Origin of the sequence: Scandinavium lactucae (assembly GCF_033843265.1) — a bacterium.
Lineage (GTDB): Bacteria > Pseudomonadota > Gammaproteobacteria > Enterobacterales > Enterobacteriaceae > Scandinavium > Scandinavium lactucae.
The window spans coordinates 56,843-72,742 of record NZ_JAWXRD010000028.1 but is presented as its reverse complement, the minus strand read 5'-3'; the positions used below and the strand labels follow the sequence as shown (position 1 = coordinate 72,742).

The 15,900-nt window shown below is 56.2% G+C and carries 17 protein-coding genes; 7 read left to right on the top strand and 10 right to left on the bottom strand.

The window, feature by feature from the left end; genetic code table 11:
• Positions 1-1,026, top strand: coding sequence for an L-threonine 3-dehydrogenase (gene tdh / locus SIK69_RS09810; protein WP_319627212.1), 1,026 nt, complete (start codon positions 1-3; stop codon positions 1,024-1,026).
• A 142-nt stretch (positions 1,027-1,168) separates the two neighbouring features.
• Positions 1,169-1,969, top strand: a complete 801-nt coding sequence (locus SIK69_RS09805; protein WP_319627211.1) for a glycosyltransferase family 2 protein — start codon at positions 1,169-1,171, stop codon at positions 1,967-1,969.
• Positions 1,970-1,992: 23 nt separating this feature from the next.
• On the opposite strand, the gene SIK69_RS09800 is transcribed toward SIK69_RS09805, so the two are convergent.
• From SIK69_RS09800 to gpmM, 3 genes are read right to left on the bottom strand one after another with little or no spacing between them, the layout of a single operon-like run.
• Entirely contained in the window at positions 1,993-2,925 is a 933-nt protein-coding gene (locus tag SIK69_RS09800; RefSeq protein ID WP_319627210.1) for a divergent polysaccharide deacetylase family protein, read from the bottom strand.
• Between the two features lie 3 nt (positions 2,926-2,928).
• Positions 2,929-4,200 carry a murein hydrolase activator EnvC gene (envC, locus tag SIK69_RS09795; RefSeq protein ID WP_319786006.1) on the bottom strand — a complete coding sequence of 424 codons (1,272 nt, stop codon included), beginning with the start codon at positions 4,198-4,200 and terminating at the stop codon, positions 2,929-2,931.
• Positions 4,201-4,209: 9 nt separating this feature from the next.
• On the bottom strand, positions 4,210-5,754 hold the full coding sequence (gene gpmM, locus SIK69_RS09790) for a 2,3-bisphosphoglycerate-independent phosphoglycerate mutase (protein ID WP_319786005.1): 1,545 nt from the start codon (positions 5,752-5,754) through the stop codon (positions 4,210-4,212).
• Between the two features lie 248 nt (positions 5,755-6,002).
• On the opposite strand from gpmM, the gene SIK69_RS09785 reads away from it, so the two are divergent.
• From SIK69_RS09785 to cysE, 5 genes are all read left to right on the top strand, one after another.
• Positions 6,003-6,434 (top strand): rhodanese-like domain-containing protein, encoded by a 432-nt coding sequence (locus tag SIK69_RS09785; protein WP_319786004.1) that lies wholly within the window; start codon positions 6,003-6,005, stop codon positions 6,432-6,434.
• Between the two features lie 17 nt (positions 6,435-6,451).
• Positions 6,452-6,703: a glutaredoxin 3 gene (grxC, locus tag SIK69_RS09780; RefSeq protein WP_319627206.1), complete on the top strand. Its 252-nt coding sequence runs from the start codon at positions 6,452-6,454 to the stop codon at positions 6,701-6,703.
• Positions 6,704-6,725: 22 nt separating this feature from the next.
• Positions 6,726-7,193, top strand: a complete 468-nt coding sequence (gene secB / locus SIK69_RS09775; RefSeq protein WP_319627205.1) for a protein-export chaperone SecB — start codon at positions 6,726-6,728, stop codon at positions 7,191-7,193.
• Positions 7,193-8,212 carry an NAD(P)H-dependent glycerol-3-phosphate dehydrogenase gene (gene gpsA, locus SIK69_RS09770; protein WP_319786003.1) on the top strand — a complete coding sequence of 340 codons (1,020 nt, stop codon included), beginning with the start codon at positions 7,193-7,195 and terminating at the stop codon, positions 8,210-8,212. Before secB ends, gpsA begins: the two co-directional genes overlap by 1 nt.
• A gap of 62 nt (positions 8,213-8,274) precedes the next feature.
• The gene (gene cysE, locus SIK69_RS09765; protein WP_319627203.1) at positions 8,275-9,096 is read left to right on the top strand and encodes a serine O-acetyltransferase; all 822 of its coding nucleotides are present in this window, start codon (positions 8,275-8,277) and stop codon (positions 9,094-9,096) included.
• A gap of 46 nt (positions 9,097-9,142) precedes the next feature.
• On the opposite strand, the gene trmL is transcribed toward cysE, so the two are convergent.
• The 7 genes from trmL to mtlD all read right to left on the bottom strand — a co-directional run bounded on the left by trmL (position 9,143) and on the right by mtlD (position 15,807).
• Positions 9,143-9,616: a tRNA (uridine(34)/cytosine(34)/5-carboxymethylaminomethyluridine(34)-2'-O)-methyltransferase TrmL gene (gene trmL, locus SIK69_RS09760; RefSeq protein ID WP_319627202.1), complete on the bottom strand. Its 474-nt coding sequence runs from the start codon at positions 9,614-9,616 to the stop codon at positions 9,143-9,145.
• A 44-nt stretch (positions 9,617-9,660) separates the two neighbouring features.
• Positions 9,661-10,848: an FMN-dependent L-lactate dehydrogenase LldD gene (gene lldD / locus SIK69_RS09755; protein WP_319786002.1), complete on the bottom strand. Its 1,188-nt coding sequence runs from the start codon at positions 10,846-10,848 to the stop codon at positions 9,661-9,663.
• Positions 10,848-11,621, bottom strand: coding sequence for a transcriptional regulator LldR (lldR, locus tag SIK69_RS09750; RefSeq protein ID WP_319786001.1), 774 nt, complete (start codon positions 11,619-11,621; stop codon positions 10,848-10,850). Before lldR ends, lldD begins: the two co-directional genes overlap by 1 nt.
• Positions 11,618-13,273 carry an L-lactate permease gene (lldP, locus tag SIK69_RS09745; protein ID WP_319627199.1) on the bottom strand — a complete coding sequence of 552 codons (1,656 nt, stop codon included), beginning with the start codon at positions 13,271-13,273 and terminating at the stop codon, positions 11,618-11,620. The genes lldR and lldP overlap by 4 nt, the downstream gene beginning before the upstream one ends.
• Positions 13,274-13,562: 289 nt before the next feature.
• Positions 13,563-13,925 (bottom strand): YibL family ribosome-associated protein, encoded by a 363-nt coding sequence (locus SIK69_RS09740; protein ID WP_319627198.1) that lies wholly within the window; start codon positions 13,923-13,925, stop codon positions 13,563-13,565.
• Positions 13,926-14,068: 143 nt separating this feature from the next.
• Positions 14,069-14,659 (bottom strand): mannitol operon repressor MtlR, encoded by a 591-nt coding sequence (gene mtlR / locus SIK69_RS09735; protein WP_319627342.1) that lies wholly within the window; start codon positions 14,657-14,659, stop codon positions 14,069-14,071.
• Positions 14,659-15,807, bottom strand: a complete 1,149-nt coding sequence (gene mtlD / locus SIK69_RS09730; protein ID WP_510463470.1) for a mannitol-1-phosphate 5-dehydrogenase — start codon at positions 15,805-15,807, stop codon at positions 14,659-14,661. Before mtlD ends, mtlR begins: the two co-directional genes overlap by 1 nt.
• Positions 15,808-15,900 lie beyond the last annotated feature (93 nt).

Below are 15,900 nucleotides of genomic sequence, written 5' to 3'. Positions count from 1 at the left end.
ATGAAAGCATTATCGAAACTGAAGGCTGAAGAAGGCATCTGGATGAACGATGTTCCGGCACCGGAAGTCGGACATAACGATCTGCTGATCAAAATTCGCAAAACCGCTATCTGTGGTACCGACGTACACATCTACAACTGGGACGAATGGTCACAAAAAACCATTCCGGTGCCGATGGTCGTTGGCCATGAGTATGTCGGCGAAGTGGTTGGCATCGGCCAGGAAGTGAAGGGCTTTAAAATCGGCGACCGCGTTTCCGGTGAAGGCCACATCACCTGCGGGCATTGCCGTAACTGTCGTGCAGGCCGCACCCATCTGTGCCGTAACACCACCGGGGTGGGCGTCAACCGCCCTGGCTGTTTCGCCGAGTATCTGGTTCTTCCGGCATTTAACGCGTTCAAAATCCCGGACAACATCTCTGACGATCTGGCTTCTATCTTCGACCCATTCGGCAACGCGGTTCATACGGCGCTCTCTTTTGATCTGGTGGGTGAAGACGTGCTGGTGTCCGGCGCAGGCCCAATCGGCATCATGGCGGCGGCGGTGGCGAAACATGTCGGCGCGCGCAACGTAGTCATCACTGACGTGAATGAATACCGTCTGGATCTGGCGCGTAAAATGGGTGTTACCCGCGCGGTGAACGTGTCCAAAGAGAGCCTGACCGATGTGATGGCCGAACTGGGCATGACCGAAGGGTTTGACGTGGGCCTGGAAATGTCCGGCGCACCACCGGCGTTCCGCACCATGCTCGACACCATGAATCACGGGGGGCGTATCGCGATGCTGGGTATTCCGCCATCAGATATGTCTATCGACTGGACCAAAGTCATCTTTAAAGGGTTGTTCATCAAAGGCATTTATGGCCGTGAGATGTTCGAAACCTGGTACAAGATGGCGGCGCTTATCCAGTCAGGCCTGGATCTCTCCCCGATTATCACTCACCGTTTCGGCATCGACGACTTCCAGAAGGGCTTTGACGCCATGCGTTCAGGTCAATCAGGAAAAGTTATCCTGAGCTGGGATTAATCAGACAAAGCGCCTTCGGGCGCTTTTTTTGTGCCAGTTTCACGTTATTTAGTTCAAAATCGGATTTCCACCAGGAATTCTTCGCTTTTTTGCCCATACGTTTATAAAGTTTGTTGAGGTTCCATTTAACTTTATAGCGTCTATGTTCAAACTCACTGTTTGCTTATTAACCTTTAACTCTGCACGTCTGTTGCACGAAGTTCTGCCTCCTCTGGTGGCAGTGGCGGATGAGTTTATTGTTGTGGATTCCGGCAGTACGGATGCGACGTTAACTATTTGCCAGGAGTATGGTATTACGCCCCATCATCATCCTTACACCATGCACGGCGCGCAAATGCAGCATGCTACGCAATTAGCTAGCCATGACTGGGTACTCTGCATGGACAGTGACGAAATTCTGGATGCTGAAACCGTGGAGTTTATTCTGGCGCTTAAAGCGGGCGAAGAACCCGATGCACACTACGCCTGGCGTATTGCGCGTTACTGGCATGTGCTGGGCGAAGAAGTCCGCACAATTTACCCGGTGTCCTCCCCCGATTTCCCGGTACGGCTATTTAATCGCACACAGGCACAATTCAATAATCGGCCAGTCGACGACAAGGTTGAGGGCAATGTGATGACGGCTATCATGCCTGGCCGTGTACGCCACGATACGTTTTACTCGCTCCATGAAGTATTCAATAAGCTCAATAGTTACACCACCCGACTGGTTAAATATCAGAAGATTCGACCGTCGATTGCCCGCGGAGTGATTAGCGCGATCGGGGCATTCTTCAAATGGTATCTTTTCAGCGGGGCGTGGCGATACGGGAAAGTGGGCGTCGTGACGGGCTTATACGCCACCTCATACAGCTTTCTGAAATACTTCAAAGCCTGGTATCAGCACCCGGAAAAAAAAGAGTCCGTTGCTAAAGAACATTCGGACTCTCAAGTCATTGAGTGATCGTTTTTGCCTGGCGGCTAAAATTAAGGCTTATCCCAACCCTGCCATTGCAGCTGCATGTACTGTACCAGCGTGCTGTGCGTAATGCTGTCACTCAACACGCTAAAGAAGCGGCTGGCGTACACCGGCTGCTGCGGCTGCTTAGGTTTACACAGCTTCACGCCGTGGAACGGATTGCGTGGGGCAGTTGGCTGAACAGGTGCGGCGTTATTTGGCGTTGAGTTATCGACCTGCGGTTCGTTGAGCAGGCTGCTTGGGCGCACCAGGGTGATATCCGGCGGCAGGTTGTAGACCATCTGCTGCAATACGCGCACCGTCGAAGGATGCGGATGGCCGATGGCAATCGCTGAGCCGTTACGTCTCGCCAGTTGGATAGCGCGATTAAACTGCACCCGGATATCCGCTTCGTTTTGCGTATCATCGAGGAATACCCGGCGCTTAATCACCTTCACATTCGTGCCCGCCGCAGCCCGCATTGACTGGCTATTGCCAATCGTCATGCTGTCGAGGAAATAGAAATTGTAGTGGCTGAGCGTCTGCATCACCTTCTGCATCCCAAACAGGCTTGAGGTCATGGCGCTGCCCATGTGGTTGTTCAGACCCACGGCATACGGCACTTTGTTGACCGCATCACGAATAATGCGGTCTATCTCATCGCTGCTCATTTCCGGGCGCAGGGTGTCTTTTTCCAGCGGCTGTTTACTGAGTGGTGCCATCGGCAGATGGATAAGCACTTCATGGCCGCTGTTATGGGCTTTGGTCGCCATTTCACGGGCGTGCGGCGCGTTCGGCAGCACGGCAACGGAGAGGGTGTTGGGCAGAGCCAGGACCTGGTTTTCTTGATGAGGACGGTAGCCAAAATCATCAATGACTATCGAGAGTTTTCCGGCGTGGGCCGGGGAAATCATCGCCAGGGCGGCGGTGACGGACAACGCTAGCGAGCGAAATTGAAGCAAAACTTATCTTCCCAACCACGGCTGTGGATTGACCGCCTGACCCTGGCGGCGAATTTCGAAGTAGAGTGACGGTCGGCCCTGACCGCCACTGCTGCCCACAAGGGCAATCGGCTGACCGGCGCGAACCTGGGTCCCGACGCTGACCAGCGCGCTTTGGTTATAGCCATACAGGCTCATGTCGCCTTTACCGTGCTCAACCACCACCACCAGGCCGTAACCTTGCAGCCAGTCGGCGAGGATAACCCGGCCATCGGCGATGGCTTTCACCTCGGTGCCTTCGGAGGCACCGATAACCATCCCTTTCCACCGTAGTTCACCCTGCAACTGTTCGCCATAGCGATGCAGCGTTGGGCCGCGAACCGGCCAGTAGGCCTGACCACGCGGTGAGCCGAGGCCGCCGGTGCGGGACATCAGTGAGCGTTCGCTCTCGGACGGTTTGTAGGTGGTGCCTTTGCGCGATGCATCCTGTTGACGATCGCGAACGGCCTGCGCTTGACGGGCCTCACGTTCGGCACGTGCGCGGGCGGCAGCTTCGGCCTGGGCAATACGGGAGCGCATGCGGGATTCGTTGGCCCGCAGTTCGGAAAGCTGCTGCTGACCGGCCTGAATCGAGGACTCCAGCCCGGATAGCGTTTTCTTACGTTCGTTGCGCGCCTGCTCAAGCTTAGCCTGCTGCGCTTTCTGTTCGTACAGCAGCGTTTGCTGTTGACTCTGCTTCTCTTCCAGCTCGGCTTTTTGCGTCGCCACTTCGGCGCTGGTCTGTTTCAGATCGGCGATGGTTTCCTGGCGGGCCTGGTTCAGATAGCCGAAATAGGCCTGCAGACGCTGGCCACGCTGGCTCTCTTCCCCGCTGAGGATCAGCTGAATGCCGGTGTGCTCGCCCTGACGAAACGCGGCATCAAGCTGGGCCGCGAGTGAGCGCTCCTGAGCGGCTTTCTGCTTCTCGAGTTTGGCAATGGACGCGTTCATCGCATCAACCTGCTTATTGAGGTCAGCCAACGTATTTTGGGTTTCGCGAAGTTTGCGCGCGGCGGCGGAAATCGCTTCTTCCTGCTTTTTGAGTTGGGCGAGCAGGGCAGAGCGCTGCTGTTGTTGCTGGCGTACCGCCTTTTCTTTGCTGGCGATATCGGCCTGAATTGATTTCAGCTGGTCACGATCGTCCGCATGGGCGGATGCCGCGCACAGCAATACGCCAGCGCTGAGTGCGCTGGCGTAGCAAACGGATCGGACTGCCGTCGCGATCCATGTATTTGAAACAATCGCCTTTCCCCTCATGGGGAGGGATTATTCCACGATGAACAGCGGCTTGCCAGTCATCTCTTGCGGGATTTCCATGCCCATCAGCGTCAGCATGGTTGGGGCGATATCGGAAAGCTTACCGCCATCGACCGCTTTAACCGCTTTGTCGCCGACGTAAATCAGCGGCACTGGCAGGTTGGTGTGCGCGGTGTGCGCCTGGCCGGTAGACGGATCGCGCATCTGCTCGGCGTTGCCGTGGTCAGCGGTAATCAGCATCTGGCCACCAACGGACTCTACTGCGGCAGTGACTTCGGCAATGCAGTTGTCCAGCGCTTCAATCGCTTTCACTGCCGCTTCCATCACGCCGGTGTGGCCAACCATGTCACCATTCGGGTAGTTACAGATAATGGTGTCGTATTGACCGCCTTTGATTGCACCGACCAATTTTTCAGTCAATTCTGCAGAGCTCATTTCTGGCTGCAGATCGTAGGTCGCTACTTTCGGGGAATTGATGAGGATGCGTTCTTCACCGGCAAACGGCTCTTCAACGCCGCCGTTGAAGAAGAAGGTCACGTGCGCATATTTCTCTGTTTCGGAGATACGCAGCTGGGTTTTGTCCTTCTTCGCCATCCACTCACCGAAGGTGTTCGCGAGGGATGCAGGTGGGTAGGCGCAAGGGGCTTTAATGTCTGCGGCGTATTCGGTCAGCATGATGTAGTCGAGATTAACCACTTTCTTACGCGCGAAGCCGTCGAAGTCTTTATTCACGAACGCACGGGTGATTTCACGCGCACGGTCAGCACGGAAGTTCATGAAGATCAGCGCATCGCCATCTTCCATCGCGGCATCGGCCTGGCCTTCAGCGCGGATAACGGTCGCTTTCACGAATTCGTCGTTTTCATCACGGGCGTAAGCGGCTGCCAAACCTTCAACAGCGGTATCAAACTGGAACTCGCCTTTCGCCAGGGTCATCAGGTCGTACGCTTGTTCTACGCGATCCCAACGGTTGTCGCGGTCCATTGCGAAGTAACGGCCAATAATGGACGCTACGCGGCCTTTACCCAGCGCAGCAAATTTCTCCTCGAACTGCTGAAGAGAAGATTTAGCGCTGCGCGGCGGGGTATCGCGGCCATCGAGGAAGGCATGCAGGTAGATTTTTTCTGCGCCACGTTCCGCGGCCAGCTCAACCATCGCCATGATGTGATCTTCGTGGCTGTGAACGCCACCGGCAGACAGCAGACCCATGATGTGAACCGCTTTGCCTGCGGCAACGGCTTTATCTACCGCACCAGCCAGCACGCTGTTCTCAAAGAAAGTACGTTCTTTAATTTCAACATCCAGACGGGTCAGGTCCTGATACACGATCCGGCCCGCGCCCAGGTTGACGTGACCGACTTCGGAGTTACCCATTTGACGGTCTGGCAGACCCACTTCCAGGCCGGAAGCGTCAATCAGCGTATGCGGACGTTTGGCCCACAGGGCATCCATAACGGGCGTTTTCGCGTTGAAAATCGCGTTATCCTGCTGGTCTTCGCGATAGCCATAGCCATCCAGAATCACCAGCACCATTGGTTTTTTAGTAACAGACATTGCGACAACCTCATGCTCACGAGATGAAAAATTTGCGTAATTTTACTACAGCTGAATCGATAAATCTGCCCTGGAAGATCAAAGAACAGGCGAGCCAGAGGATGTGTTTCATCAATTTTGGGCATAATTTCTCGAAACAGCCCGCAGAAATTAGATTAGCTTGAGTCCGGCTTGCTGTATTTGCCACCTTGCACAGGTATACTCCTTTCCTGTTTTTTTAATCACTGAGTCGGGAGTTATCACCCCCCATGCAAGAAATTATGCAATTTGTTAGCCGTCATCCCATACTGAGTATCGCCTGGGTTGGCTTACTGGCTGCCGTACTGTTCACGACGTTTAAAGGCCTGACCTCTAAAATCAAAGTGATCACTCGCGGTGAAGCGACGCGTCTTATCAACAAAGAAGATGCAGTGGTGGTCGATCTGCGTCAGCGTGATGATTTCCGTAAAGGTCACATTGCCGGTTCTATCAACCTGCTGCCGACTGAAATCAAAGCCAACAACCTTGGCGAACTTGAAAAACATAAAGATAAACCCATCATCGTAGTAGATGGTTCCGGTATGCAGGCACAAGATCCTGCCACGGCGCTGAACAAAGCGGGCTTTGAGCGCGTATTCGTTCTGAAAGAAGGCGTTGCTGGCTGGAGCGGTGAGAACCTGCCGCTGGTTCGTGGAAAGTAATAGTCTGAGGTAACGTCATGGCCAATATTGAGATCTATACCAAAGCAACCTGCCCGTTCTGCCATCGCGCGAAAGCGCTGCTGAACAGCAAAGGCGTCACTTTTCATGAGCTGCCAATCGATGGCGACGCGATGAAACGTGAAGAGATGATTCAACGTAGTGGCCGCACCACGGTGCCGCAGATTTTTATTGATGCACAGCACATTGGCGGCTGTGACGACTTGTATGCACTTGATGAGCGTGGTGGACTTGATCCCCTGCTGAAATAATCCCTTTTAAGGACAAAAAAAGATGTCAGAACAAAACAACCCAGAAATGACTTTCCAGATTCAGCGCATTTACACCAAGGACGTTTCATTTGAAGCGCCAAATGCGCCGCATGTTTTCCAGAAAGACTGGCAGCCAGAGGTTAAACTTGATCTGGATACGGCTTCATCCCAACTGGCTGAAGGCGTATACGAAGTCGTACTGCGTGTAACCGTTACTGCATCTCTGGGCGAAGAAACCGCGTTCCTGTGCGAAGTTCAGCAGGGTGGCATTTTCTCCATCGAAGGTATCGACGGCAACCAGATGGCGCATTGCCTGGGTGCATACTGCCCGAACATTCTGTTCCCGTATGCGCGCGAATGCATCACCAGCCTGGTCTCCCGCGGCACGTTCCCGCAACTGAACCTTGCGCCAGTCAACTTTGATGCGCTGTTCATGAACTATCTGCAACAGCAGGCTGGCGAAGGTGCCGAACAACATCAGGATGCCTGATGAACGCACTTAATGCTGCAATGACTGTGATCGGTGCCGGCTCTTACGGCACCGCTCTTGCCATCACCCTGGCAAGAAATGGCCACGATGTGGTGCTTTGGGGACACGACCCGAAACACCTCGCGGTCCTGCAACAAGACCGCTGCAACGCGGCCTTCCTTCCCGATGTGCCTTTCCCTGACACGCTGCACCTTGAAGCTGACCTCGCCACGGCGCTGGCCGCCAGCCGCGATATTCTGGTGGTGGTTCCGAGCCATGTGTTTGGTGACGTACTGCGCCAGTTAAAACCGCTGCTGCGTCAGGATGCGCGTCTGGTCTGGGCCACCAAAGGTCTGGAAGCTGAAACCGGACGTCTGTTACAGGATGTCGCACGTGAAGCCCTGGGTGACGCTATTCCGCTGGCGGTGATTTCGGGCCCAACCTTTGCCAAAGAGTTAGCGGCAGGTCTACCGACCGCCATTTCTCTGGCATCAACCGATGCGAAGTTTGCTGACGATTTGCAAAAGCTGCTGCACTGCGGCAAGAGTTTCCGCGTCTATAGCAACCCGGATTTCATCGGCGTCCAGCTGGGCGGCGCGGTGAAAAACGTGATTGCGATTGGTGCTGGCATGTCCGACGGCATGGGCTTCGGGGCGAACGCGCGTACGGCGCTGATCACCCGCGGGCTGGCTGAGATGTCGCGTCTTGGCACTGCGCTCGGTGCCGATCCGTCAACCTTCATGGGGATGGCGGGGTTGGGCGACCTGGTGTTGACCTGTACCGACAATCAGTCGCGCAACCGTCGCTTTGGCATGATGCTCGGCGAAGGAAAAGATGTGCAAACCGCGCAGGACGTGATTGGTCAGGTGGTTGAAGGTTACCGCAATACCAAAGAGGTCAGGGCACTTGCTCACCGATTTGGTGTCGAAATGCCAATAACCGAGGAAATTTATCAGGTATTGTATTGCGGAAAGAATGCTCGCGAGGCAGCATTGACCCTATTAGGTCGTGCCAGCAAGGAAGAGCGCAGCCACAACTAGTCACCTCAATGACCCGGTCAGCGCAGAACTGACCGGTCATTCGCTATCTGCTGGAGTTCGCAATGCCGTGTGAAGAACTGGATATCGTCTGGAACAATATTAAAGCCGAAGCCCGCGCGCTGGCTGACTGTGAGCCTATGCTCGCCAGTTTTTACCACGCCACGCTCCTCAAGCACGAAAACCTCGGCAGCGCGCTGAGCTACATGCTCGCCAATAAGCTCGCCTCCTCGATCATGCCTGCCATCGCTATCCGTGAAGTGGTGGAAGAAGCCTACGCAGCCGACCCGGAAATGATTGCCTCTGCTGCCTGCGACATCCAGGCCGTGCGCACCCGTGACCCGGCAGTGGATAAATACTCCACGCCATTGCTGTACCTGAAAGGTTTCCACGCGTTACAAGCCTATCGCATCGGCCACTGGCTGTGGCATCAGGGGCGTCGGGCGCTGGCGATTTTCCTGCAAAATCAGGTGTCGGTGACCTTCCAGGTGGATATCCATCCGGCGGCAACCATTGGCCGTGGGATCATGCTCGATCACGCCACCGGCATTGTGGTGGGTGAAACGGCGGTAATCGAAGACGATGTTTCTATTCTGCAATCGGTCACCCTCGGCGGGACCGGTAAAACCAGCGGCGATCGCCATCCGAAAATTCGTGAAGGGGTGATGATTGGTGCCGGGGCGAAAATTCTGGGCAACATCGAAGTGGGACGTGGGGCAAAAATTGGCGCGGGTTCCGTGGTGTTACAGCCCGTGCCGCCGCATACCACCGCCGCAGGCGTACCGGCGCGAATCGTCGGCAAGCCTGACAGCGATAAGCCGTCAATGGATATGGATCAGCATTTCAACGGGATACACCATACCTTTGAATATGGCGACGGTATCTGACCTATAGGCCCGGTAAGCGCAGCGTCTCCGGGCGATTTTGGAATAATTAGCTACGTAGTACCGCGCCAGCGTATCCCAGCTGACGCCAGGCTTCATACACCACCACCGACACCGCGTTTGACAGGTTCATGCTGCGGCTGTCCGGCATCATCGGAATACGGATTTTTTGCTCAGGCGGCAACGCATCAAGAATGCTGCCGGGCAGACCGCGCGTTTCCGGACCAAACATCAGATAGTCACCGGCTTGATAACTCACTGCGCTGTGCGCAGGCGTGCCTTTGGTGGTGAGTGCAAACAGACGCTTCGGTTGTTCCGCCGCGAAAAAGGCCGCGTAATCGGCATGACGCTGTACGGCGGTGAATTCGTGATAATCCAGCCCGGCACGACGCAGACGTTTATCATCCCAGGTAAAACCCATCGGTTCGATGATATGCAGACGAAAACCGGTATTGGCGCACAGGCGAATAATGTTGCCGGTATTGGGTGGGATTTCTGGTTCGAATAAAACGATGTTAAGCATGCTGCCCCCTTAATTGCGAGGGCAGAATAGCAGATCGGAAAAGATTACGCCGCATCTCCGCGCGTGACCGGTGCCAACGCTGCGGCCAGATGCTTCGCTTCCTGCACCAGCGAATCGCGGGAAATCTCGCCGATGGATTTCGCCCCGGTCAGGGTCATCGCCACCTTCATTTCTTTCTCAATCAAATTCAGCAGGTTGGTCACGCCCGCAGCGCCGTGGGTGGCCAGCGCATACAAATAGGCGCGCCCCAGCAGTACGCTGTCGGCACCCAGCGCAATCATGCGTACCACGTCCAGACCGTTGCGAATGCCGCTGTCGGCGAGAATGGCGATATCCCCTTTCACCGCGTCGGCGATAGCCGGTAACGCGCGGGCGGACGAGAGTACGCCGTCGAGCTGGCGGCCGCCATGGTTGGATACCACAATGCCGTCGGCACCAAAGCGCACCGCATCACGGGCATCTTCCGGGTCAAGGATCCCTTTGATCACCATCGGGCCATCCCAGAATTCACGGATCCACTCCAGGTCTTTCCACGATATCGACGGATCGAAGTTATTCGCCAGCCAGCCGATGTAATCTTCCAGTCCGGTTGGTTTGCCGAGATAGGTGGAGATATTGCCCAAATCATGCGGACGCCCGTTCAGGCCCACGTCCCACGCCCACTGTGGATGCGTCATTGCCTGCCAGTAGCGGCGCAGGGCCGCGTTAGGGCCGCTCATCCCGGAATGGGCATCGCGATAGCGTGCGCCCGGCGTAGGCATGTCCACGGTAAATACCAGGGTTGAACAGCCCGCCGCTTTGGCGCGCTCCAGCGCATTACGCATAAAGCCTCTGTCGCGCAGGACATACAGCTGGAACCACATCGGGCGCCTGATAGTCGGGGCCACTTCTTCAATCGGGCACACTGACACGGTCGACAAGGTAAAAGGAATGCCTTTCGCATCTGCCGCGCCAGCGGCCTGCACTTCACCGCGACGGGCATACATCCCACACAGCCCCACCGGGGCTAGCGCGACGGGCATCGACAGCGTTTCATTAAACAGCCTGGTTTCCAGACTCAAATCGGACATGTTCTTCAGCACGCGCTGGCGGAGCGCCACCTCCGAAAGATCCGCCACGTTACGCCGCAGGGTGTGCTCGCTGTATGCCCCGCCGTCGATGTAGTGGAACAAAAACGGCGGCAGGATGCGTTGGGCCGCGGCCCGATAATCGCTGGCGGCTGAAATAATCATCAATGGTTCTCCCTGGAATGCTCGTTATGGTCGCCGGGCAGGCGAGTGATCCGCGCCTGGCGGGCTCTGTCTTCATCAAATTGTTTAATGGTGGTGTGGACGAATCCGAGGTGCGACATCATCGCCTGGCGCGCGCCTTCCGCATCGCCCGCGAGGATTGCATCCAGCACCGCCTGATGCTGTTCGGTCAGCCGGGCGAACACCGGCGGGACGAGGTACATCCGCTGGCGGCTCTGTTTGACCGACGACTGCAGCAGGTCGAAAAAACCGCGCATGGTCTGGAGCAGCACCACATTGTGCGACGCTTCGGCGATGGCGAGATGGAAGCGCACATCAGCCTGCGAGGCCAAATCCGGGTCGTCACTTTGCGTTGCTTCAAAGCACATCCGAATTTTCTCTTTGTCGGTCTCGGTGGCGCGTAGTGCCGCGTGCCAGGCGGTGCTGGCCTCAATGGCGTGGCGGGCTTCGAGGATGTCGAAACTGTAATCCGGGTCGTCGGCGAGCAGGCTTTTCAGCGGCTGAACGATATTTTGCTCAGACCACGGCTCATGCTGCCAGCGCACAAAGGTGCCGCCACCGCGACGGCTGACCAGCAGCCCTTCGCTCACCAGTTTCGCCAGCGCTTCTCGCAGTGAATTGCGCGATACGCCGAGCTGTATGGCCAGCTGGCGTTCGGCGGGTAATCGCATTCCCGCTTCCAGCTGTTGTTCTTCAATCAGCGCCCGCACACGGGTCGCAACCTCGTCTGCCAGACGCCGGGGCATCACAATCATGGGATCATCCAGGTTAAGACGTAAGCTTGCAGGGTGGTAATAATCCCCACCATGCAGGTGAAAATCAGGCTGTGTTTAACCGTAAAGCGGAACAGGTCCGACTCTTTGCCGACCAGCCCCACCGCCGCACAGGCGATAGCGATAGACTGCGGCGAAATCATCTTGCCGGTCACGCCCCCGGTGGTATTCGCTGCGACCAGCAGCACGTCAGACACGCCAATCTGCTGGGCAGCCGTGGCTTGCAGGGCGGCAAACAGGGCGTTCGAGGAGGTGTCCGATCCGGTGAGGAATACGCCCAGCCAGCCGAGGAACGGCGAGAAGAACGGGAACGCGCTGCCGGTATGTGACAGCGCCAATGCCAGGGTAGACGACAAGCCGGAGTAGTTAGAGATGAACGCGAACGCCAGCACCATACCGATGGAGTAAATCGGCAGCGCCAAATCTTTCAGCGTATGGCCAAAAGTGGCAACGGCATCTTTCGGCTTCATCCGCAGCCAGACAATCGACAGCAGGGCGGCAAACAGGATCGCGGTCCCGGTGGCGGAGAACCAGTCAAACTTGTACACCGCCGCGTACGGGGTAGCGTCATGAACCACCGGCGGCATGCGGGCGACCAGTTTGTCGAGGTACGGCACGGAGATGTTGATCACCCAGTCATACAGCGCGCCGCCAGGGGCAAACAGCGCCTTAAACGGCGGAACGCTCCACAGCGTGACGGTGGCGGTCAGGAACAGGAACGGCGACCAGGCGCGGATTACCTGTCCGGGAGTGTATTGGGTACGATCGAGAGTCATATCCACCTGCGACGCGCCCATATCGCCAAAGCGGAAAATACGCACTGGCTGCCAGCGTTTCAGGAACAGCGTCAGGCACACCAATGACACCAGCGACGAGATAATATCCGGCAGTTCCGGGCCGATAAAGTTCGAGCTCAGATACTGGGCGATGGCGAATGAACCGCCCGCCACCATCACCGCAGGCCAGGTCTCTTTCACCCCGCGCCAGCCATCCATAATCGCCATGATCCAGAACAGCACGATAATGGTCAGGAACGGCAGCTGACGGCCCACCATCTGGCCGATTTCAAAGCTGTCGAGACCGGTGACCTGTCCGGCAACCAGAATCGGAATCCCCATCGCACCAAACGCCACCGGCGCGGTGTTGACGATCAGACACAGGCCCGCGGCATACAGTGGATTAAAGCCGAGCCCAACCAGCAGGGCGGCGGTAATCGCCACCGGTGCGCCGAAGCCTGCGGCCCCTTCGAGGAACGCGCCAAACGAAAAGCCGACAATCAGCATTTGCAGGCGCTGGTCCGGGGTTATCGACAATATTGATGATCGGATGATGTCGAACTGCCCGGTTTTCACCGAAATTTTGTAGACGAAGACCGCGGCAATAATAATCCAGGCAATCGGCCATAGGCCGTAGAAGAAGCCATAAATCACGGATGCCAGCGCGCGGTCGACCGGCATTTTGTAAAACAACAATGCGACAACCAGCGCGATAGCAACGGTGTAGCTCGCGGCGACATAGCCCTTCAGCTTGAGCTTAATCAGCGCGAAGAAGAAAAAGATGATCGGTAGGGCGGCAATCAGGCTTGAGAGCCAGATATTTCCCGCGGGGTCGTAGTTTTGTTGCCAGAGGTTCATGCAGGTCTCCTGAGAACCACTCCACGACGACGCGGGCGAGTCTGCGCTCAGCTCTGCGTCACACGCTCTGTAAAAGTGGTCCTGCCAATAGGGTCATGTGAGGGTAATGCCAAAGAATGGTTAACCATATGTTGCCAACAGGCAATTCATATGTTGCATGAGATGTGGGTTCTGTGAAGCGATGAGCACAACGAATGGGAATTGGTAGGGCCAATCTAAGCAGGGTGATTATGAAGGGACTACAGGGAGACCTCTCCCGGGCGGGAGAGGAGGTAACAGACCGGGGAGATTAAAACTCAGTCTTCGCGAAACCGGTCATCTCTTTCAGATCCATCTCGCGGCCGAGAGCGGTCATCGGGTGGACAACCACCAGACCGCGCGCGCTTTTCTTCAGCTTGCCCATGTCGGCCTGCTCTTTCTTGGTGATCGCACGACGGAACGGCATATCCATCAGCTTCTGCGCTTCTTTGCTCAGCTTCTCAGTATGCACTTCACGCAGGCGCGCGATTTCGGTTTCCAGCGTCGCTTTCTCTTTTTCAAGTTCAGCGTATTTCTCAGCGTCATCGACCAGAGACAGGGTCGGCTGCTGGTGGCGGATAGCGTCCAGGCGGTCGCTCAGGCGTTTGATTTCGTTCTTAACAACTTCTTTCATGGTTTGTGGCTTTTGCTAGTAAAAAAATATCGATGCTTAATAGTATGCGCTGAGCGCTTTTCCCGATAGTTAATTATCGTCAATTAGCGGTTGATCAACCGGCGTGCAGTCAGGAAAGTGAGCGTCAGAGCGCGCTGAGCGGATTATTTCTGGAAGGCTTTTTTCAAGCTGATCCGTGAAATCAGCTCGGTGAGAGACAGGACCATCGTTGAGCGGACGACCTGCTGATAACGCTGTTTCTGCATGGCAAACAGCTCTGCATCGCTGGTATCGAATGCAGGCTGCGGCGGTAGCGCGACAACACAATGCAGCTCGCCGAACGGGCCGAGGATTTCATCGTCGGTGAACGCGTACTCATTGCCGTCGTGATTCAGCTCTTCGCGCAGCGCCATGAGAAGCTCGGCGTCTTCGTATTCCGCACGGCTGATCACCCCAAGCCCGTAAATGAGCTTCAGGCGTACCGACAGATCGCCCAGCGGGCCTTCGCCGTCCAGCAACGGTTCCACTGCGTATTTGACCGCGTAATCGTCTTTGCGGAACACCTGAAGCACCAGCATGTTCACCGCCTCGGTCAGCAGATCGACGGCGGCAATCAGAAAGCTTCGTACGGTTTTGCCAGCATTCAGACGCTCAAGCACACGGTTTTCAAAGGCTTGCGTTTGTTCCATTATGGCCTGCATATCTGACAATCTTGTGTTGAGGTGCTGCTGCAAGAGCAGCACCGGGTCCTGCATCATGCGGTCGTGTTATAGGCCGCAACGGCCTGGGCAACCACCTCGCTGTTGGCGTCCAGACCGGAAATCTCGGCCAGGGCTGCCTGCGGGCCTTTCTGTTCGATAAGCTGCGCCAGTTCCTGGGCCTGCGGGTCCTGCTCGCTGCGGTAGTGCATCGCCGCGGCAATGCCTTTCACCAGATTGGCGTGCGGCAGACCGTACTCCAGGGTTCCGAGCAGCGGTTTAATCAGGCGATCGCCCGCGCTCAGTTTACGCAGCGGCTGACGGCCTACGCGCTCGACGTCATCTTTCAGATACGGGTTCTCAAAGCGACCGAGGATTTTCTGGATATAGGCAGCGTGTTTATCGGCATCAAAACCGTAGCGCTTAATCAGCACCGCGCCGCTCTCTTCCATCGCGCCTTTCACCACCGCACGGATCTGCTCATCGAGGATTGCATCACGAATGGTCTGATGACCTGCCAGCTTACCGAGGTACGCGGTTATAGCATGCCCGGTGTTCAGGGTGAAGAGCTTGCGTTCCACAAATGCCATCAGGTTATCAGTTAATTCCATTCCTGGGATCGTCGGCAGCGTGCCTTTGAACTGGGTCTTATCGACAATCCACTCGCTGAAGGTTTCAACGGTCACTTCCAGCGGGTCGTTAGTCGCTGATTCAGACGGCGGGACGATACGGTCCACGGCAGAGTCGACAAAGCCCACGTGCTCTGCAACCCAGGCCTTATCGCCGTCAGCCAGCGCTGCGTCAACGTGGCCTTTCAACTGCGTGGTGCCACGCACCATGTTTTCACAGGCGATAATGTTCAGTGGGGTGGTGTTGCCCGCCGCTTTACGTTTTGCCAGACCTTTGGCAATTGCCGGGGCGATACGCTCTAGCACGACCGGGCCAACGGCGGTGGTCACCAGATCAACTTCGGCAATCAATTCCACCACGTCATCGCCGATGCTGCTGACCGCGTTCACGCCGGAGACGGTTTCTACCTGCTCGTTCTCGCCAACCACATGCACCTGATAGCTATGACGGGCATTCAGGGCATCCAGAACCACCTGATTCACATCGGCAAACGTTAAGGTGATACCCGCGTCAGCCAACAGTTTGCCGATAAAGCCACGTCCGATATTACCTGCGCCAAAATGTAATGCTTTCATAGTCTCAACCTTCATCAATGTTTTTACCCGAGAGGGCTCGGGTGAGGGACGGCGAATTTCCCCTCACCGGAACCCTCTCCCTGTTACAGGAGA